The sequence below is a fragment of the Paenibacillus solanacearum genome, from assembly GCF_910593845.1.
GTDB lineage: Bacteria > Bacillota > Bacilli > Paenibacillales > NBRC-103111 > Paenibacillus_G > Paenibacillus_G solanacearum.
In genome coordinates, this window is sequence record NZ_CAJVAS010000010.1 from 17,950 (window position 1) to 36,055 (window position 18,106).

General features: G+C 58.3%; 21 protein-coding genes. 8 read left to right on the forward strand and 13 right to left on the reverse strand.

The window, feature by feature from the left end:
* Positions 1–352 precede the first annotated feature (352 nt).
* Complete coding sequence (locus KXG62_RS13035) at positions 353–574, forward strand: hypothetical protein (protein ID WP_218092416.1); 222 nt, start codon at positions 353–355, stop codon at positions 572–574.
* Positions 575–600: 26 nt separating this feature from the next.
* Here KXG62_RS13035 and KXG62_RS13040 read toward each other — a convergent pair whose 3' ends face one another.
* The 3 genes from KXG62_RS13040 to KXG62_RS13050 are packed head-to-tail and all read right to left on the reverse strand — an operon-like array spanning position 601 to position 1,814.
* Positions 601–828, reverse strand: a complete 228-nt coding sequence (locus tag KXG62_RS13040; RefSeq protein ID WP_218092417.1) for a hypothetical protein — start codon at positions 826–828, stop codon at positions 601–603.
* Positions 829–867: 39 nt separating this feature from the next.
* Positions 868–1,584: an adenosylcobinamide amidohydrolase gene (locus tag KXG62_RS13045; RefSeq protein ID WP_246627426.1), complete on the reverse strand. Its 717-nt coding sequence runs from the start codon at positions 1,582–1,584 to the stop codon at positions 868–870.
* The gene (locus KXG62_RS13050; protein ID WP_246627427.1) at positions 1,581–1,814 is read right to left on the reverse strand and encodes a hypothetical protein; all 234 of its coding nucleotides are present in this window, start codon (positions 1,812–1,814) and stop codon (positions 1,581–1,583) included. The genes KXG62_RS13045 and KXG62_RS13050 overlap by 4 nt, the downstream gene beginning before the upstream one ends.
* Before the next feature lie 111 nt (positions 1,815–1,925).
* Here KXG62_RS13050 and KXG62_RS13055 point away from each other — a divergent pair, with 111 nt between their 5' ends.
* Positions 1,926–2,258 carry a hypothetical protein gene (locus KXG62_RS13055; RefSeq protein ID WP_218092419.1) on the forward strand — a complete coding sequence of 111 codons (333 nt, stop codon included), beginning with the start codon at positions 1,926–1,928 and terminating at the stop codon, positions 2,256–2,258.
* 110 nt (positions 2,259–2,368) lie between these two features.
* On the opposite strand, the gene KXG62_RS13060 is transcribed toward KXG62_RS13055, so the two are convergent.
* Positions 2,369–2,692 carry a hypothetical protein gene (locus KXG62_RS13060; protein ID WP_218092420.1) on the reverse strand — a complete coding sequence of 108 codons (324 nt, stop codon included), beginning with the start codon at positions 2,690–2,692 and terminating at the stop codon, positions 2,369–2,371.
* 154 nt (positions 2,693–2,846) lie between these two features.
* Positions 2,847–3,416, reverse strand: a complete 570-nt coding sequence (locus KXG62_RS13065) for a xanthine phosphoribosyltransferase (protein WP_218092421.1) — start codon at positions 3,414–3,416, stop codon at positions 2,847–2,849.
* A 319-nt stretch (positions 3,417–3,735) separates the two neighbouring features.
* Here KXG62_RS13065 and KXG62_RS13070 point away from each other — a divergent pair, with 319 nt between their 5' ends.
* Positions 3,736–4,452, forward strand: a complete 717-nt coding sequence (locus KXG62_RS13070; RefSeq protein WP_218092422.1) for a DUF4309 domain-containing protein — start codon at positions 3,736–3,738, stop codon at positions 4,450–4,452.
* 144 nt (positions 4,453–4,596) lie between these two features.
* Here the strand turns inward: KXG62_RS13070 and KXG62_RS13075 are convergent, their stop codons facing one another.
* Positions 4,597–5,202, reverse strand: a complete 606-nt coding sequence (locus tag KXG62_RS13075; RefSeq protein ID WP_246627428.1) for a DedA family protein — start codon at positions 5,200–5,202, stop codon at positions 4,597–4,599.
* A 211-nt stretch (positions 5,203–5,413) separates the two neighbouring features.
* Here KXG62_RS13075 and KXG62_RS13080 point away from each other — a divergent pair, with 211 nt between their 5' ends.
* Positions 5,414–6,460: a YkvI family membrane protein gene (locus tag KXG62_RS13080; RefSeq protein ID WP_218092424.1), complete on the forward strand. Its 1,047-nt coding sequence runs from the start codon at positions 5,414–5,416 to the stop codon at positions 6,458–6,460.
* Here KXG62_RS13080 and KXG62_RS13085 read toward each other — a convergent pair.
* Together KXG62_RS13085 and KXG62_RS13090 are read right to left on the reverse strand one after the other, a co-directional pair.
* Positions 6,386–6,826, reverse strand: a complete 441-nt coding sequence (locus KXG62_RS13085) for a hypothetical protein (protein WP_218092425.1) — start codon at positions 6,824–6,826, stop codon at positions 6,386–6,388. The genes KXG62_RS13080 and KXG62_RS13085 overlap by 75 nt on opposite strands.
* Before the next feature lie 99 nt (positions 6,827–6,925).
* Positions 6,926–7,219 carry a hypothetical protein gene (locus tag KXG62_RS13090; protein ID WP_218092426.1) on the reverse strand — a complete coding sequence of 98 codons (294 nt, stop codon included), beginning with the start codon at positions 7,217–7,219 and terminating at the stop codon, positions 6,926–6,928.
* A 189-nt stretch (positions 7,220–7,408) separates the two neighbouring features.
* Between KXG62_RS13090 and KXG62_RS13095 the strand changes: the two genes are divergently transcribed.
* A complete protein-coding gene (locus KXG62_RS13095; RefSeq protein ID WP_218092427.1) occupies positions 7,409–8,170 on the forward strand; it encodes a glucose 1-dehydrogenase in 762 nt (253 codons plus the stop codon).
* 31 nt (positions 8,171–8,201) lie between these two features.
* Positions 8,202–9,179 (forward strand): DMT family transporter, encoded by a 978-nt coding sequence (locus tag KXG62_RS13100; RefSeq protein ID WP_218092428.1) that lies wholly within the window; start codon positions 8,202–8,204, stop codon positions 9,177–9,179.
* 63 nt (positions 9,180–9,242) lie between these two features.
* On the opposite strand, the gene KXG62_RS13105 is transcribed toward KXG62_RS13100, so the two are convergent.
* From KXG62_RS13105 to KXG62_RS13115, 3 genes are all read right to left on the reverse strand, one after another.
* The gene (locus tag KXG62_RS13105; protein ID WP_218092429.1) at positions 9,243–12,380 is read right to left on the reverse strand and encodes an AAA family ATPase; all 3,138 of its coding nucleotides are present in this window, start codon (positions 12,378–12,380) and stop codon (positions 9,243–9,245) included.
* Positions 12,377–13,681 carry a metallophosphoesterase family protein gene (locus KXG62_RS13110; RefSeq protein WP_218092430.1) on the reverse strand — a complete coding sequence of 435 codons (1,305 nt, stop codon included), beginning with the start codon at positions 13,679–13,681 and terminating at the stop codon, positions 12,377–12,379. Before KXG62_RS13110 ends, KXG62_RS13105 begins: the two co-directional genes overlap by 4 nt.
* 102 nt (positions 13,682–13,783) lie before the next feature.
* Entirely contained in the window at positions 13,784–14,914 is a 1,131-nt protein-coding gene (locus tag KXG62_RS13115; RefSeq protein WP_218092431.1) for a glycosyltransferase family 4 protein, read from the reverse strand.
* A gap of 233 nt (positions 14,915–15,147) precedes the next feature.
* Here KXG62_RS13115 and KXG62_RS13120 point away from each other — a divergent pair, with 233 nt between their 5' ends.
* Complete coding sequence (locus tag KXG62_RS13120) at positions 15,148–16,290, forward strand: GGDEF domain-containing protein (RefSeq protein ID WP_218092432.1); 1,143 nt, start codon at positions 15,148–15,150, stop codon at positions 16,288–16,290.
* Here KXG62_RS13120 and pyrH read toward each other — a convergent pair.
* Positions 16,287–17,027, reverse strand: a complete 741-nt coding sequence (gene pyrH / locus KXG62_RS13125) for a UMP kinase (protein ID WP_218092433.1) — start codon at positions 17,025–17,027, stop codon at positions 16,287–16,289. The genes KXG62_RS13120 and pyrH overlap by 4 nt on opposite strands.
* 212 nt (positions 17,028–17,239) lie before the next feature.
* Positions 17,240–17,446 carry a helix-turn-helix domain-containing protein gene (locus KXG62_RS13130; RefSeq protein ID WP_218092434.1) on the reverse strand — a complete coding sequence of 69 codons (207 nt, stop codon included), beginning with the start codon at positions 17,444–17,446 and terminating at the stop codon, positions 17,240–17,242.
* A gap of 200 nt (positions 17,447–17,646) precedes the next feature.
* Between KXG62_RS13130 and KXG62_RS13135 the strand changes: the two genes are divergently transcribed.
* Positions 17,647–18,066, forward strand: coding sequence for a helix-turn-helix domain-containing protein (locus tag KXG62_RS13135; protein WP_218092435.1), 420 nt, complete (start codon positions 17,647–17,649; stop codon positions 18,064–18,066).
* The last annotated feature ends 40 nt before the right edge of the window (positions 18,067–18,106 follow it).

Sequence of the window (18,106 nt, forward strand, 5' to 3'; positions counted from 1 at the left end):
ATAGTATCTTATCATCCTTCGAAAGTGAAGTCAACAGCAAACAATAGCATTTTTTTAAACGGAAATTGGAATTGAACAGCCCGATTGGATCAGCCGTTCAACCACTCGCATACGCCCCAGACGATCAGCGCCCAAATCGGAAGCGTAAACAAAATTCCGAACACGGTTCCTTTTAAAGCCGAGCCTTCCTTCATCACGCAGCACGCTCCCTCCATGGCATCTAAGAGTGAATACCATCTTATGCAAGTCCTTCACGATTTATGCGTGTCCATTGCATTTGAAGTCATCCTTTCGCAGCCTTGGCCATATACATGTTCATGAATAGGTACCAGGGGAAAAGGAGCGATGAATCATGATATTGCTGCAAATTGCCGGGGGAATGCTGCTTGCGCTGCTGCTGTGGACCATGCTGAAGCTGACGCTGCGAGCGGCGCTTTGGACGATCGGATTCGCGATGATCGTTGCGTTTCTTTTTCCGGGGATCGCGCTGCTGCTCGGCGGTCTCGTCTTCGTGGCCGTCAGCTTGCTGGCTACCCTCGGACTGCTGGTGCTGCTGTCCGCCTTCCGTTCGTGAATCTCATACGCCCGCTTCGTCCTCCTTCAGCCTTCCCGGAACGCACGTAACGCTCCTCTTGCCCATGCGGCCAGCGCTTCGGGCGTTTCATGCGCCGGCGCATCGAACAAATGCGTGCCTTGGCCCGGCCTTCTCGTGTCGAGCATGATGACGTCGCCTTCTACCCCGCTATTTCCTTCCCGGAGCCGTAAAATATAATCTTTCTCCAGCATGATGTAATCGTCCTTCGCTTGTTCCGCCTGACGTTTTTTCACCACTTCACCCCCTTGATCCTCCTGCACTCTCATCTATGGCTAGGCTTGCCCGGAAATGCCCGGTTCATGCGCCGTTGTCCGTCTCAGGTAACGGGCTCCAGAGGCCATCACCGCTTCATATACCGTGCGGCCGATAGCATAGCCGAGCTGCGTGGCGGTGCCGGCATACCGGAACGACGTACCGCGCTGCATCGAGGCGATCAATACCGCGTCCGTCGTCGTGCCTGTCGCGAATGCGCCGGCGTCGTCCCGATCGTCGACCCGTACGCCCAAATCGTGCAGGGCGGCTGTCTTCGCCTCGGTGGCGGTAATGACCGCGTTGACGAATGCGGCATCGGTCAACGTGCCATCCACGACGACGATCGTATTGATCGTGCCGGGATATAAGGCGCTCACCTGCTGCGCCCGCCCCGCTCGCGCTTTGTTGCTGAACCCTGCGGTCACCCAGCAGCATACTTCACTTCCATCCGGGATCCGCTCGGCTTCATACGCCCTGTCCCGCAAATCCGCAGCCGTCAGCAGCGCGGCGGTCTGAAGCCCATCGATCCCATGCGCCGCCATAAACGCGTGCATCTCAGCCAGCGGATCGTCGCAATGGTAGTGCTTGTCCACCTGTCGGTTCATCAAATGCCGGTGCGTTCCGAAGCCTTCGCCCCACATCGACGAATTGAGCGTACGCATGGGCGTGTCCGAACGAATCGCGAAGAAGCTGGCCCAACCCAGATCCGTGAAGCTGTCTCGGAGCCCGGGAATCACGGCTTGTCCTCCTGCTCCGGCCACAGCTCGGCGCGCGTTTCTTCGTAAGGCTGATACAAGTAACTCCGGTCCAGCTTCACCACATTGCGGGTCCTCTTGCGAATCAGCACTGTCGTGTCGTCCCATGCGACGACATAACCTCTGACGTCATTCGTGCGATCGGCGTCGCGGACAACGCGAAGCAGCGTTCCGTTCAACCGGTATTGATCCAACTGTTCATCCGAAATCATAAGCAGCGCCTCCTTGACCTTTATAGACTCCTGCCTTATAAGATTACACCATTTTGGGGATACAATAAAACAGACCCGTTCGATACGAGAAGAGAGAGAGGATGGATAGCCATGGAAGCCGAAAATACCGCGCACAAAAAAACGTACTACATTACCGTCGGCTCGGCCGAAATATTGGAGCCGGAAGACGTGATCGGCAACTTTGAACTGGAAATTTTGGCGACCGAGGACGAGATCGATCAGTTGGAGGAATTGTTCGACGATCGTCTCGATTCGGAAGAAGCGTCGGCCGTCCGCTCGCATATCCCATTCCGGGAATACCATCACGATGAGCCGAATGACGATTACGACAGGTCGCTTGCGCAAATTTACAAACTGCTCCACCAGCTCGGAACACCGGAGACAAAAAAGCACATCGAGAGTATGAACATCCTGAAGCAATAACTTCACAGATCCGTCCCGTGTCCGTCCGTTCGACACAAAAGGAGCCTGTCCCCCGGCGGCCGGCCGGGAACAGGCTCTGTGTATCGGTAAAGCTTGGATCATCCGTTGACTTAGCCTACATGTTCTTTCGAATCGTTCGTCTCAAACCAGTAATCGAGCACCTTGCTGGACATAACCCGCTTATTTACATAGTCAACCTGCTGTTCGGTAAACTGTCCTTGCCAATCGATCTCCAGTTCCTTGCAAAGCTTCACGACCGTCAATAGTTCAGACCAAGCAACATATCGTTTGTACCAAAAAAACTGAGGATGCTCGATCATGTAGGGATACAGGTCGTCAAACTCCGTATGCTTACAATCAAGGGCACGTTCAAAATGAATTTTCGCCTCATTCAATTTGGTTACGAAAAAATCGGTTGGAATTTCTTTCCCCACAGCAGCACACCTCCTGGAAATTTACGCCAAACAACCTGCTGCTTGAGCGCGACCCAAGTGTTCTGAAAGTAATTATAATGGAAAACGCCGACCATGGGAAGGCTTTCGCCTGCGAAATATCCGATGCAAATGTTGCTATTCGATAGCGGCGCCGCTATTCGAATTCGATGCTGCCGCCGCTTAGCGAGGCGATCTTGACGAGCGACTCTACACGGATCCCCGATTCGCGGATCGTTCGGCCTCCGGCCTGGAACGACTTCTCTACGGCGATCCCAAGGCCAAGCAGCGTGGCCCCGGAGCGGCGAATGATCCGAATCAGCCCTCTGGCCGCGTCCCCGTTCGCAATGAAATCGTCGATAAGTACGACTCGGTCCGTCTCGCTTAGAAATTCCCTGGACACCATAATGTCGGTGACCATCCCCTTCGTAAACGACGGGACACGCTCGCAATACGTTTCGGTATCGGTGTTGAGCGTTTTTTTGCGGCGAGCGAACACCATCGGCACGTTCAGCTCCTGCGCCGCGGCGAATGCAATCGGAATGCCCGACGATTCGATCGTCATGATCTTGGTCACGTTCTCTTCGCGATACAGCCGCGCGAATTCTTTCCCCATCGCCGTCGTTAAAACCGGATCGACCGCATGATTCAATATGGCGTCCAGTTTGATGACATCGTCATTTACGACGATGCCGACCTCTTTTATTTTTTGTTTCAATAACTCCATGCGTATCCTCGCCTTTCGCTGGTCAAAACCTTTTCCGTAAACTTATCATATCGCCAAAGACGGTTTCAAGTATTCCTTACTGGAACTTTTAAAAATTTATGCAACTTTTACGCTTCATTCTTCGTCTATATGGGTATATAAGGTTATAAGGCGTGAAACTGGCATTCTATGAAGTGAAAAGCAAGTTTTCAAAATGAAAACCGGCGAAACGTATGTTATTTGAATAGATTTGGCCTTTTTTGCTCTTTGAGTAGCCGGGTGCAAACAGGTATGATTAGTAAGGCTGTAACGAGGAAGTTACAGAGAAAGGGAGTTCGAGATGAATAGAAAAAGAACCTCCATCGGCTACATGTCCGCACTTGTCACGATGACGCTGCTTGCCGCGGGATGCCAGAACCATAAGCCGGCGCCGGTACAGCCTGTTGCGGTTCAGAAGCAGGAACCGTCCGGTTCGCTGCCGTCCGCTCCTGAGCAGGATCAGGAGAAGCTGGCCGAGGCCGCAATGCCTCCGCAAGCCCCAGCCGATCCTCCGTCTGACTCAGAGAGCAAGGTAGCGCTGGTCAGCAGCGAACAGCCCAAGCCGGAAGAGCCGCAGCGCGGGGAGTCTAAACCGAATACGAGCACGAAGCCGCAGATTGAGATCAAGACTCCATATACGCAGGAGAAACCGACCCTTCTCGGGATTTCGCTCAAAACAAGCACGGAAGAAATGACGGAGAAGCTCGGGAAACCGAAGAACACCTTCATGATGGAAGACGACGCCGATCCGATTACCGTCTACGATTACACCGACTTTCTGGCCGGTTTTAACCAAAAAAATCAGCTGCAATTTATCGATATCCGCAGCGAAAGCATAGATCCGGGCCTCAACGGGCTGAAGCTCGGCGATCCGGTGGCCGACGTGAGCAAGGCGCTCGGGAAGCCAGATTCCAACACAAGCCTTGTCATGACATACAAATCGCCGGGCGCCATACTGAAGCTCGACATTGATCCCAAGTCGCAAAAAGTAAATTCGATCAAGCTTTTTGCGGAATAGCATTTCCGGCGCACAGCGTATGGAACCGGCAAACAAGCCAAGCCTTTATGGTTTGCGCGGCAAACCGGCTTCGTACGCAAAACGTTTTCAGGATCCCAAAAAAACCTTGATCCCCCGCGGGTCAAGGTTTTTCATTATGCGCGTCTACAGCAGCGGCTTTTTGCGAATGCGCCAATAAATATAGAAGGCGACGGCAATGAGCAGAACGATCACCGTAATGCTCAGCCCCATATACTGATGCATCATATCGAGAATGACCGGAGCGTTAATTCCGATCACATGGCCAAGCGTCAAAAACGTCGAGCACCAGATCAGCGCGCCGGAACCGGCGAACAGCAAGTAACGCCATATCCCGACGTTGCTCACGCCGGCGAGGTAACACGTAAAGTGGCGTATGCCGGGGACATAGTACCCGAATGCGACCGCCCAAAGACCGTACTTCTTGAACCAGCTCTCCGCCACATTCAGCCGTTCCGGCGTCAGCTTCACCCATTTGCCGAACTTGTACAGAAAGGGCTTGCCCACTTTTTTGCCCAAAAAATAACTGATCATCATGCCCGTCATCGCGCCGCAGAAGCTGACCAGCAGCGACATGCAGAAGCTCAGCAGCGGCTCCTCTCCCGCCGTCAACGAGCCGACGGTGGTCATCAATATTTCATCCGGGACCGGTATGCCGACAATGCCCAGCGCCAAAAGCCCGTATAACGCAATATAACCGTACTGATCAATGAGCCCAATAAGTTGCTCCACCCTGACACGCTCCAAGCAAAATTCGAAAGTAGGTTTAAACAGACAAGTATCTCTTATTGTAGCAGAATATTTGACATTTCCCAAGGGAGTACTGGCCGCGCTTCCCCATTTTTGACAAAACTTTAACATCCGCTTCTCAATTAAGGCATGAGGCTTGGACGAATCTCATAGGTTGTACTATACAGCCGTTGGAAGGGAGACGCACGGACTCATGAAAAAATGGGGAAGCATCCTGCAGGTCAGCTTTACATACGTCGGCACGGTCGTCGGAGCGGGCTTTGCTACGGGTCAGGAAATCCTGCAGTTTTTTACCCGGTACGGCGGTATGGCCACGCTGACCATCGGTCTGGCGACGGCGTTATTCGTATGGCTCGGGATCAAATTAATGTTGATTTCCAGCGATTTGGGAGCAAAATCGTACGAGGACCTGAACAATTTGCTGTTCGGGCGCCGAATCGGCAATTGGGTCAGCCTGTTTACGCTGGTCACGCTGTTCGGCGTATGCACCGTCATGTTAGCCGGCGCCGGCTCGGTATTCAAGGAACAGCTTCATCTTCCGTATCAAGCGGGGCTGGTGATCACGCTGCTGCTCGCTTTTTTGCTGCTGACCAAAGGAATGGAGGCCATCATGGCCGCCAATTCGATCGTCGTTCCGCTGATGGCGTTCTTCAGCGTCTTGATCGTGTGGGACACCTGGAACGCCCCGGGATCCTTCAACTGGATTGAACTGGACGCCGGCAGCTCCCCCCAGCGGGTCTGGTTCGCCCCTTTGCTGTATGCCGCATTCAATTTGACAATGGCGCAGGGCGTACTCGTGCCGCTCGGCGCGCAGATCAAAGACCGCTTCGTCCTGCGGTGGGGCGGCATTCTGGGGGGCGTGTGGATCGGGTGCATGCTCATGGCCGGCCATTTTGCGCTCGCGGCGCAAATGCCGGACATCGCACGATTCGAGATCCCGATGGCGCAAATCGTGCACAGGCTCGGTCCGGTGCTGCAAATGGCGTTCATCCTCGTGATCTACGGGGAAATTTTCACGACGCTGCTGTCCGACGTCTACGGGCTTGCGCTGCAGCTCGAGCAGCGGACGAGGCTGAAGTATAAGCTTATCGTCCCCCTCATCCTGATCGTCGCTTACGCTGTCAGCCAGATCGGCTTCAAGACGCTGCTGGCGTCGCTCTATCCGTTATTCGGCATGCTCAGCATGGCCTGGATGGTCATGATGATCTGGCACCGGCGCGGACCGGAGCGTCCGACTTAGCGAGACGGTAAGCACAAGGCGCACCGCCATCATCAGCATGCCGGCCAGCGTAAAAATAAAGCCGCACAGCAAGTAACCGTAATGATACGGAGGAAACGCATCCTTATCGCGAAGGACCGCTATCAGGTCGGTGAACAGAAACAGGCTGCCGATCACGAACAAAGCAAACAACGCATAATCGAAAAAAGTCCATCTGGATAAATGCGGCGCGGCGTGCATGTAAAAGGAAGCGCGCGGGTCGCCGTTTTCCGCAGCCTCCGCAGGCGACGCTTTGGATTGCGAGTAAAGCGTCCACCCCATCAACACAGCGGAGCCTGTAGCCGTCAAGCCGACCACACCGCCGACAACGGCAAGCAATGTCATCATGATGTTGCAGCCACCTCACATCGTTCGATAATGTTGGTTTCGAATGCATCACGGGCTCTGCAGCACAGGCGACGAATCGTTACGCCCCGCTGCGAGCCGTCAGGTAAAACGGGACAGCCAGAAGACCATCCAGACAAACAAGGCAAATACCGCCGCCGGCAAAAGGATCAGGACGGCCTTCATCGCCGCAACCGGCGGGAGAGGCGTATGCTTCCAGATCACGCGTTCGTTGAACATAGCGACGGAGCGCAGCGGGCGGGGAATCGCGCGGGCCGCTTCGGGCTGTGCATTCGCGGACGCCGCCTCCGTCTTGCCCGGCGTGGAAACGATCTTGCTCCGTTTCCAACCGGCCTTGTACGTCATTTCGCGCGGTGTACGCTGCTCGGGGTCCATGACCTAGCCTCCTCTCTCGTCTTGCAGGACATGATTTTCTATTCTAGCATAACTTCCCTACCGAATTCACGCGCAGTAGTTGATTCTCGGAAGTTATGGTACCATTACGGGGAAGCGATTCATAAGATTCTGGGATTCATGGGATTCATGCCATCCATCCATATCATCCATTACGGGGAGGTAAGGCTTATGCACAAGGTAGCCGTCGTTACAGGCGGGGCGCAAGGCATCGGGAAAGCCATTGCGCTGGAATTCATCAAGGCCGGCTATGCGGTAGCCGTTGCCGATACTGATATAGAAGCGGGCAGCGAGCTGACCCGGGACATTCGCGATCTGGGCGGTACGGGACTGTTCGCGCCGTGTCACATCGGAAAAACCGATGAAACAGAGCGATTCTTCAAGCTCGTGCTGGAAGATTTCGGACGAATCGACGTACTGATCAATAACGCCGGCATCGGACGGGGCGGCTCCATGCTCGAATTGCCGCTGGAGCGGTTCGAGCAAGTGCTGAACGTCAATCTGCGCGGCACGTTCCACGCATCGCAGCTGGCCGCCAGGGCGATGACGCAGCAAGGCGGAGGCGCGATCGTCAATATGGCGTCGACGCGCGCCTTCATGTCGGAGGCGGACACCGAAGCCTACGCCGCAAGCAAAGGCGGGATCGTCGCTCTGACGCATGCGATGGCGGTAAGTCTCGGCCCCTACGGAATCCGGGTCAACGCGATCAGCCCCGGCTGGATCGAGACGCGGGACTGGCAGAAGACGGCCAACCGGCAGAAGCCCATTCATTCCGAGCAGGACCGTCTGCAGCATCCGGCCGGCCGCGTCGGCACGCCGCACGACATCGCCTCCGCCTGCCTGTATCTGGCAAGCAGCAAGGCCGGCTTCATCACCGGGCAAAACTGGGTCATCGACGGAGGCATGACCGTAAAAATGATCTACGAGGAATAACGATTACAATCGCAGCAAGGAGATATGCATCATGTGGTTTCTATATGCCGTTGCCGCAGCCGTGTGCTTCGGCCTTCGGGGGATTTTGTATCAATGGACGTCACAGCGGCCGATTCAGCGCAACCTGCTGCTGTTCGGCGTTTATTTTTCGGGGCTGGCGATCGCCGCGGTGGCCGGCTTCGCGGCCGGACAAGCCTGGACATCCGCCGTATGGGTTGGCGTGCTGATGGGCTTGTTCTCATTCGTCTCCAACGCCGCCATGTATAAGGGCTTTGCCGTCGGCAAAGCTTCGCTCGTGGCGATGTTTACGGCGCTTCCGCCGGTCGTCGTCGCCGTGCTGGCTTATGGGTTATGGGGAGAAAAGCTGAATATATGGCAATTCGGGGCATTCATCGTCATCATGGGCGGTGTTCTCATGATCCGCTACTCCAGCGACCTGTCCTTAAAGCATCTGCAAGGCGCCGGCTGGGGCGTGCTGACGATGCTGTTCTTCGGCTTCACCGACTTGTCATCCAAGGCATCGACCTTGCTGGGCGCTCCGCCCCTGCCTACGCTCGTCGTCATGTACGCAACCGGCACGCTGCTGTTCGGCTTGTCATGGGCCGCGGACATAGCCCGCGAGCGTCAGGCCCGAGCACAGCTGCGGCAGACCGTGCAAGAAACGGCGGCCGGCGCGGAATCGCCAGCCGCCGCCGGTACGGAGAGCTCCGGGCGGCAAGAGCCATCCGTCTCCCCGGCTCCCGAAACCGTCCCGGCTCCCCGCTGGTCCGCCAAAAGAACGTTCCTGTGGGGCATGTTCGTCGGCATCTCGAACATTTGCGGCATGATGCTCATCCTGCCCGCATTCAAGCTCGGCGTGACCGGCCTGGTCTCCGCGGTCATTGCCATGAACGTCGTCATCGTGCTGCTCTATGCGCGATTCGGGCTGAAAGAAAAATTCAGCCGCCTGGAAACAGGCGGCCTCGTGTGTGCCATCGTCGGCATTCTGATTTTGCGCCTCGCGGCGTAGAAGTTCAAGGAGCCGCATCTCTCCGTTCTCCGGCATGCCTGAGAGATTGCGAGGTCCCCGCTTCTACCCGATCCGCATGACCGAAGGAACGGGGAAGCGGCGCCGGTACGCTTCCAGCACGTGCTGATGGCAGGTGAACAGCAGCAGTTGATGGCGTTCGCCGATCGTCTGCAGCAGTTCCATGCCGCGCTCCAGGCGGTCATCGTCGAAATTGACGAACAGGTCGTCGATCACGAGCGGAAGCCGGATGCCGGACACCGCATATTCGTCGGCAAGCGCGAAACGGATGCACAAATACATTTGCTCCGCCGTTCCCCGGCTCAGCTGTTCGACGGGCAGCAGCCCGCCGCCGGCTTGCTCGGCCAGCACCCGCTGCTCGCCGAGCGGGGCGACCATGCGGGAGAACCGTCCGCCGGTCACCATTGCAAAATAATCGGAAGCCCTCCTCATGACGGAGGGCTGTTTTTCATGCTCATACAGCCGTTTGGTCTGGTTGAACAGCGTGCCGCACATGGCGAGCACCCCCCACCGCTTCACAAGCTGCAGCAGCTCCGCTCGGCGTTCCTCGACCCGCTGCAGCTTCTCCGCGTGATCGCCGCCCGCTTCCAGCCGTTCGAGCTCATACTTGCGCCGGACGAGCTGCTCCCTGCAGCCTTCCAGCTGCGCCTGAAGCGCCGTCATCTCTTGTTCGACCCGCGACAGCTCCGCTTGCAGCTGTTCCTCGTCCATATGCTGCAGCTGCTCGTCCAGACGCGCCAGCTGCGCCTCGCCGACAAGCGTGACCAGCGCCAGCTCGTCCTCGCGCAGCTCGGCGAGCAGCGTCTTCCACCGCTCCGCCTGCCGCTGCAGCCGCCGCAGCGTCTCCGCGCTGTCCGCGCCGGCCGCCTGCAGCAGCGCCTCCAGCCGCTCGCGCTGCCGCTCCTGCTGCTGCCGCACCAGCGCCGCTTGCCGCGCGTGCTCCGCCAGCTGCCGGCGCCCTTGCGCGAGCCGCTCCCGCAGCGCAAGCTGGCGGCCCAGCTCCGCCTGCCACGCCTTCAGCGCCGCAACCGGCTCGCGCCCCGCGGCGACGCCGAGCTTCGCGGCGACCGCCGCCTCGAAGCCGCTGGCCTCGCGCTGCAGCGCCTCGCGGGCCGCAGCGTGGCGGCGCAGCTGCTGCAGCTGGCGCTGCGCCTGCTCGGCCAGCTGCAGCAGCGCCAGCGCCGCGTCGGGGCTCGCCGCCTCCGGCAGCGCCAGCTCGCGCAGCCACGCGGCCCAGCGCCGGCGCAGCGGCTCGGCGGCCGCCGCGTGGCGCTCGCGCTGTGCGCGCAGCGCAGCGAGCCGCTCCGCGGCGCGGCGGCGCTCGCCGTGCTGCGCTTCGCGCGCGCGCAGCTGCCGCTCGAGGGCGTCGAGCCCCGGCTCGATACCCTCAAGCGGCGGCGATGCTTCGCGGGCGGCTGCCGCTTCGGCGGCGCCGGCGGGCGCGCCGAGCCGCGGGAGGCGGCGCAATGCCGCCGTCAGCGCGGCTTCGCGCTCGGTCGCGTGCGCCTGCTCGCGCGCCGCCGAAGGCGCTTCGCCGGCGCCGGAACGGGACCGGCCGCTGCGCCCGGACTCGCTGCGGCCCAGCAAGGTAAGCCCCGCGGAGAACACCAGCAGCAGCGCAAAGGCGACGCCAGCGGCGACGTATTCGCGCAGCGCCGCAGCCAGCAGCACGGGCAGCAGGACGGTCGAAGCGTACACGGCATACGTCAGCAGCGGCAAGACACCTTTGGCTATGCGCCGGTCCGCTCCCCTAACGCCGGCGACCGGTTGCAGCCGCTGCCAATCGTGCTGCCGTTCTTCGGCATGCCGCGCCGCCTGCTTCGCCTCCTTCCACTCGTAGTACAGGCGACGCGTCGACGCGACCTGCTCGAGCGTCTGCCGCACATCGACTGCGTCGCTCTCTTCATCGCCGGCTGCGTCCCCTGCTCCAAGCTCCAGCGTCAGCCGGTCCGCCTCGCCCGCCAGCGTCGCCTCTTCCCGCTTGCGGGCGTTCCACTCTTCGCGGAACGCAGCAGCCTGCTCGCGCAGCATGACGAGCGACGGCAGTGCATCGAGCCGCGCCGCATCCCACCGCGGCTCGATTTGTCTTAACGTCCGCTCCAACTCGTCGGCTGCTTGCTCCGCGTCGAAGGCTGCGCGAGCAGCGCCGCGCTGCGCCTCCTCGTATGCTGCCCGCTCCTCGATCAGCCGCTCAAGCGCTTCGTGGTGGAGCAGCAGCGCCTCGCCCTCCGCCGCCTGCGCTTCCAGGCCATCCAGCTCGCGGGAAAGCTCGGCCGAGGCGAGCCCCGCCGCATCAGACAGCGCGGCAAGCCGCTCCTGCTCGGCTTCGATCGCTTCGAGACGCGTCACACCGTCCTCCGGGAACCCGCTCAGCTCCGGCAGCGCCGCCGCGTCGCGCAGCCCTTGTCGGCGGCGAAGCCAGTGCGGGCGCGCCCGGAGGCAGTGCCGGAGCCATTCGGCCTGCCGCTCGCAAGCGGCGAGTTCGTGCTCCTGCGACTCCCGCAGCTGCCGCAGCCGCTCCGCTTCCGTGCGAAGCGCTTCATAACGCTCGGCCTCGCCGCGACTGCCGGCCAGCTCCCGCTCCGCTTCCGCCAGCTCTTGCAGCGCCTTATTAATCAGCGGTGCCCGGCCACGCGGCCGGTACAACTGTTCCAGCTCTTGCGACAGCTTCCGCTCCGCCGCGCGGAAGGCGGAGGCGCTTGTGCCAAGCCCGGCACTGTACAGAAAGCCGCTCACCTCGTCGCTCTGCAAAGTGCCCAGCTCCTGCAGCTCGGTCAGCCCGAAGGCGAACAAACTGCGGAACAGCTCCGGCGTTATGCCGGCAAGCAGCGCGGACAGCTCGCGTTCCCCGCCGGTGCTCCCGTCATCGAAGATCACGCGCACACTGCCCGCAGACGGCGCACGGCCCTTTCCGGACGAGCCGTCCGTCCGTTCGACGCGAATGCGGCGTCCCTCCGCATCCGTCAGCGTGATGGCGCCGCCGTAAGCCCCTCCGCCGAGAGGTGCATACCGGTCGGCGGCGCTGCGGACGGAAAATCCGAACAAAACGCCGCGAATGAACGCCAGCAGCGTGCTTTTGCCCGCTTCGTTCGGCCCGTACAGCAGAACAGCCCCCGGAGCAAGCTCCAGCTCCATATCGCGCAGCGTTCCGAAGCCGTATACATGCAGCCGCTCGATCCTCATGCCTTCCACCCCGTCTCCGTTTTTGCCGCCTCACCTGCTGTCAGCGCATCCAGCGCAAGCTCCTCCGCCTCTCGCAGCCATTCCTCCAGCTCGTCGGCCGGGATGGAGCGAAGCAGCGAGGCGAGCTGCGGGTGGCCTGCCATAGGTGCCAGCGCTTCGGACACGAACGAGAGCATGCGCTCTTCGTCCCGCCCGGTCTCCTCCGATAGGCGCAGCAGGTCGCCCAGAAACCCGGGCTTGCCCGCCAGCTCCCCGCGATCCGCCGCTATACCGGTTTGGTCGTCGATCGACTCGACCCATACGATGCCGTCGGTACCATGCCGCAGCTCCGACTCCCGCAGCCCGGCGGCCAGTTCTGTCCGAGACCCCGCCTGCCGCACAACGGCGTGCAGCGGCCCGCGGCCCGTCAAGACGAGGCGCACGAGCGCCGTTCGGCCTTCGGCCGCCTCCCGCGCCGCTTCGATCGCTTCTTCCAGCGCATCCATCAGTTGCTGCTCGGTCTCCAGACCGGCAATCGATACCGTACGCATAAGCCAGCGCACTTCGTCAAGCGGATGAAACGTCAAGCCCGTATCGCCGGAAGATGATACTTCCACAACATAACAGCCCCGAGCGCCGGTCTCCCGGATATGCCTCCCCTGCGCATTGCCCGGGTAGACAACCCAGGGGCGCTCCCGCATGACTTGCCGCGTATGGACGTGCCCGAGCGCCCAATAATCGACGCCGCGAACGGTCAAATCATGCAAGCTGCACGGCGCGTAATTGTCATGCTGCGGGTCGCCGTCCACATTCGTGTGCAGCATGCCGATATGATACAGCCCGTCCTCCCACGGCCGGAACCCGTGCGACAAGTTGTCCGTCACGGCGGCTCGGGCGAACGAAATGCCGGAGATGCGGCACAAGGCCTGTCCTTCCTTGTTCGTCGCCACGCGGCTCTCCACCGCTTCGCAGCCGAACACGCAGACGGTATCCGGCAGCGTGAATCGGGCCGCATATCCGTCCTGCATCGGATCGTGATTGCCGTGAATGACATATACCGGGATACCCTGTCCGGCAAGCGTTTCAAGCGCCTGCTGAAAGCGCAGCTGCGCCCGCAGTGAACGGTCCTTCGCATCGTATACGTCGCCGCTGATCAAGACAAAATCGACCCGTTCCCGCTCTGCCAGCGCTACCAGACGGTCCAGCGCGCGAAATGTCGACTCCCTGACCTTCCCCCGCAGCGGCTCGGGAAGCTTGGACAGTCCCCGGAACGGGCTGTCCAAGTGAAGATCTGCCGTATGTAGAAACCGAAACGATACCAATCCGCAACTCTCCTTTGTGCAAAAGAAAGGCGGATCTCCGCGCGCTCCCGTGCGGGAACGACCAGATATTCCGCCTTGTCTTCCAATTTTGGAAACCAGCTGTCAGGACTCTTTCCTGTACGTGCGATACACGCTGCGCAGCTGCTTCACCACCCGTGACATCGAGTACGTATTGAGCGCCTTATCCAGAGCAACGCGCGAGAGCTGGTAACGGTACATCGAATCGCTCGTCACCTTTTCCAGCGCAGCCGCCAGTGCGTGGACATCGTCAACCGGCACGAGCAATCCGTTAACCCCGTGCTCGATTTGCTCCGCAATGCCCCCCACATCGGTACCGACGATAGCCAGCCCGCACAGCGCCGCTTCGGCGAATACCGAGCCGAACGCTTCCGCCCGCGACGGGAGCACGAAGACGTCGAAGAACGGCATGAAATCTTCCGGATGCAGCATATAGCCATAAAATATCGTGTCGTCGTAAATGCCGAGCTCTTGCGCCAGCGCTTCCAGCTCCGGGCGAATCGGGCCGTCGCCGATCAGATGCAGTACGAAGGGATGGCCCTTGCGTTTCAGCTCCGCGCAAGCATACAGCAGCGTATCGAGTCCTTTGGCCGGCACAAGCCGGCAGACGGAGATCAGCTGCGGCACCTGGTTTTCATGATGCACCGGCCGGAACCGCTTCTCGTCGAACCCGTTCGGAATGACGCCGATCCGCTCGGGCTCCTGCACGAAATCGGACAAATAATGTTTGAACGAATTCGAGACGGTAATCAGTTGATCCGCCTGCTCCTCCAGCTCCCGGTATATCGAAGTCAGGAACGCATACTCCGGTCCGTCCTTTCTGATCTTGCCGTTGAGCATCAGCTCGCGCTCGTAGCTGGAATGGACCGTCATCAGCACCGGCGTGTCCGGAAACAGCCGCTTCATGACCAAACAAGCGATCGGATGATGCGCGTGAATGATATCATATGTCGTTTTGATCCGCATCCGGGTCCACCAAATATAATCTTTGATCGTTTGGATATATTTATCGACTACCGGGTTTCCCGCATACGCTTCCCAATCGAACGTGGAGAATCGAACCTCTTCCGTTCCTTTGCCGCGCACCCGTTTGGGCAGCGAGAACAACTCCGTTTCCCAGCCTCTCCTGTTGAACCGGTCGAGCATAAAAGGCACCATGGAAGATACGCCGCCCGGCTGTTCGGGGGGGAAAAACAACGCTTGAAGTATACGCATGATATCCTCCTTCGGTCCGATCCTATCAAACGCTGCTGCATTCGAATCGTTTAGCAATAAATTAAATGATGTCTCCACTACATCGTAACAGGTAAAAAACGCGGCGACAAGACTTCACGAAACGAATGTATGTTTGGTATAATAGGCATATTGCATCCGCACAGGCCTGCGAATCGCGGCACGCGTATATTTCAAGGGAAGATGCGGACGGATCGGGAGGAACTCTCATTTTCATGAACAATGCCACGTTTACGGAGCTGCTGTTCGGACCGGCCGGCTCGTTTTTTATGTATTCCATGCTGATCGTGATTATCGTAATGACGCTGCTCGTCTCACTTCGACTGCTCATTACCCGGCGCAAAGTCGGGTATTTATCCATGGTCATTGCGCTGGTCATCCTGATCGTCCAGTACGGACAGCTGGTCGCCCACGCCGTGACCCAAACCCAGAGCGATGCCGGTACATTCACCGCGCTGCTGCTCAAGCTGCTCGCTTTCGTACTGCTCAACATCGGCATCTACCAGTTGTATAACGCGACACGCAAACGCGATATGGCCATATTCTTCCTGTTCCTGGCAGGGACCGCCGCGATCTCTCTTACGTACTGGAGCATTCCGGAATGGCTGCAGGAGAATATGGAGCAGACCTCGCTGCTGCGGCCGCTATTCATGGAGCTGTATTTGTTTATACTGCTGTTCGTCAGCTTTCTGCTCGTCGGCCCGCGAATCGGTCAGAACGGCAAATACCAGATCATGCTGACAGTCTATTTTGCCGCGCATATGCTGCATATGGCGAACGTGTATTTATTCGACGACAAGCAGCCTTATTTGAAGCTGTCCGAGCAGACGATTCCGTTTTTATTCCATATCGTGCTATTTTTGTTCATATTCGAACGCGTGATCGAAATTATGCAAGCGATTTATAATTCCTCCATTACGGACGGGCTCACGAAGCTGTACAACCGCAAATATTTTTTCAGCCGGGTGACGCAGTATATCGAAGGGCGCGTCCCCGTATCCGTCATCTTCAGCGACATCGACAATTTCAAGAAGCTGAACGATACGAAGGGACACCAGACGGGCGATGCGATGCTGAAGCAGGTAGCGCAAATTATGAAGGAAGAGACCGCCGACGCCGGGTTATGCGGCAGGTACGGCGGCGAGGAGCTGGTCGTGCTGGTCACAGACCCGGACACCGACCCCGCCGAGCTGGCGGAGCGGATTCGCGCCCGGGTGGAGCGGGAGTCGATCGTGACGGTCAGCATGGGCTACAGCCGATCCAAGAAAGGAGTAACCGCCGACGAGCTGGTCAAGCAAGCAGATGAAGCGATGTACGAAGCGAAGACGAGCGGCAAGAACAAGGTCGTCGGGCTTTAGCCTTCGTAAGCAACGGGGGCGTCGCGGTAAATGCTCGTCCCTACGTGCTTGCCTTCGCATACCGCCTTCATCGACCCGGCCTGATCGAAGTTGAACACATGAATCGGAAGCGAGTAGTCCCGCGCCAGAATAAATGCGGATTGGTCCATCACCTTCAAGTTTTTGGCAAGCACCTCGTCGTACGGGAGCGATACATATTTCCGGGCCGAATGGACCACACGCGGGTCGCCGTCGTACACGCCGTCCACGCCCTGCTTCGCTACCAGAATCGCGCCGCTGTTCACCTCCAGCGCCCGCTGCACCGACGGGTAGTCGGTCGTCACGTACGGCTGCCCGTTTCCGCCGGCGAAGATGACGATATATCCTTTTTCCAGATGATGCACGGCGCGAAGGCGAATGTAAGGCTCCGCTACGGCGTTGATCGGCATGGCGGACATGACGCGCACTTCCTTGTCCGTCTTGGACTTCAGCACGCCGCGCAGCATCAGGCTGTTGATAACGGTTGCCAGCGTCCCGATATTGTCCGCTTCCGCACGCTCGATTCCCCACGCCTCACCCATATGTCCGCGAAAAATATTGCCACCGCCGATCACGATCGACACCTCGACCCCCATGTTCACGACCGATAGTATCTCTCCGGCTATATGTTCCAGCCGGTCCGGCGCGAAACCGAACGCTTCCTCTCCTGCAACGGCGCCGCCGCTGAGCTTCACTAGCACACGCTTATAATGACTCATGATTTACCTGCCTCCTCTGGAATAGGATGAGACGCGCATACAAAAAAAACTAAAGCGCCTGCCGCCTTAGTTTCCAAATGCGAAATAGAATGCATGGCTTGGAACGATCCGACCCTTCCGCAACACGATCATCCTTTCTCGCTTTGTAAAATTTTCCTTTATCCAGAATACCGGATAGGATGCTATATTTCAACACCGAATCCGCCTGCCGCCTACTCGATCGTAAACAGATCGTCGATCGGCTGTTCCAGCAGCTCGCTGATTTTTTTGGCTGTTGCCGGTCCGACCGGCTTCACCGCCCGCTCCAGCAAACTGATATAGGCGAAGCTTAGTCCCGAAAGTCTGGCCAATTCCCGCTGCGTCATCCCTTTCACGATTCTCGCTCTCACGATGGCGTTCGTTCTTGCTCTGATCTTCACAGTCCGCCCTCCAATATTTGTATCTTCCCCCTTGATTATACCACGTATATTCACACTAGCAACCTATTATATTTACTTTTGTTTATATTAAAACTACCGTCATTCGCTTGATTTTATCCAAAAATATATTTGTGCTGAACTCTGCTTACTGTTATTATAATAACGTTAACTTTCCATTTACTAGAATTGAAGGTGTCGCGATGGATTTCTATGAGCAATTGAAAGATATGCGCAAAATGAAAGGGTTTACAATCCGGGAGCTCGCTGACCGGTCCGGTGTTTCTGCAGCATATATTTCGCAGCTCGAAAACGGAAACCGCGGAATCCCGTCCCCGGATGTGCTGATGAAGCTATCGGAAGGACTTAATATGCCTTATACGGAGCTGATGCAAATTGCTGGCTATTTGGAGAAATCGCCGCAAGCCCGGGAAGAAGGCGCCTATCGCAAGCCGCGCATCAATTTGCGGCGGTTTTTGCGGGAAAACGACCTGATCTTCGACGGCATCGAGCTGACGGAAGGCGACAAAGAATGGATCGAACGCATGCTGACGGTGTTGTTCTGGAAAGAGAAGAAGCGGAAGGATCAATCCGGGGATCCATCGTTCACCTACGAGAAGTAGCCATGCCCCGATCATACATAGAATCTTTCGGGTCCATGCC

Coding starts and splice junctions, on each gene's coding strand:
- KXG62_RS13035 (WP_218092416.1), top strand. CDS start 353: ATGATATTGCTGCAAATTGCCGGGGGAATGCTGCTTGCGCTGCTGCTG.
- KXG62_RS13050 (WP_246627427.1), bottom strand. CDS start 1,814: ATGATTTCGGATGAACAGTTGGATCAATACCGGTTGAACGGAACGCTG.
- KXG62_RS13055 (WP_218092419.1), top strand. CDS start 1,926: ATGGAAGCCGAAAATACCGCGCACAAAAAAACGTACTACATTACCGTC.
- KXG62_RS13065 (WP_218092421.1), bottom strand. CDS start 3,416: ATGGAGTTATTGAAACAAAAAATAAAAGAGGTCGGCATCGTCGTAAAT.
- KXG62_RS13070 (WP_218092422.1), top strand. CDS start 3,736: ATGAATAGAAAAAGAACCTCCATCGGCTACATGTCCGCACTTGTCACG.
- KXG62_RS13080 (WP_218092424.1), top strand. CDS start 5,414: ATGAAAAAATGGGGAAGCATCCTGCAGGTCAGCTTTACATACGTCGGC.
- KXG62_RS13085 (WP_218092425.1), bottom strand. CDS start 6,826: ATGATGACATTGCTTGCCGTTGTCGGCGGTGTGGTCGGCTTGACGGCT.
- KXG62_RS13090 (WP_218092426.1), bottom strand. CDS start 7,219: ATGGACCCCGAGCAGCGTACACCGCGCGAAATGACGTACAAGGCCGGT.
- KXG62_RS13095 (WP_218092427.1), top strand. CDS start 7,409: ATGCACAAGGTAGCCGTCGTTACAGGCGGGGCGCAAGGCATCGGGAAA.
- KXG62_RS13100 (WP_218092428.1), top strand. CDS start 8,202: ATGTGGTTTCTATATGCCGTTGCCGCAGCCGTGTGCTTCGGCCTTCGG.
- KXG62_RS13105 (WP_218092429.1), bottom strand. CDS start 12,380: ATGAGGATCGAGCGGCTGCATGTATACGGCTTCGGAACGCTGCGCGAT.
- KXG62_RS13115 (WP_218092431.1), bottom strand. CDS start 14,914: ATGCGTATACTTCAAGCGTTGTTTTTCCCCCCCGAACAGCCGGGCGGC.
- KXG62_RS13120 (WP_218092432.1), top strand. CDS start 15,148: ATGAACAATGCCACGTTTACGGAGCTGCTGTTCGGACCGGCCGGCTCG.
- pyrH (WP_218092433.1), bottom strand. CDS start 17,027: ATGAGTCATTATAAGCGTGTGCTAGTGAAGCTCAGCGGCGGCGCCGTT.
- KXG62_RS13135 (WP_218092435.1), top strand. CDS start 17,647: ATGGATTTCTATGAGCAATTGAAAGATATGCGCAAAATGAAAGGGTTT.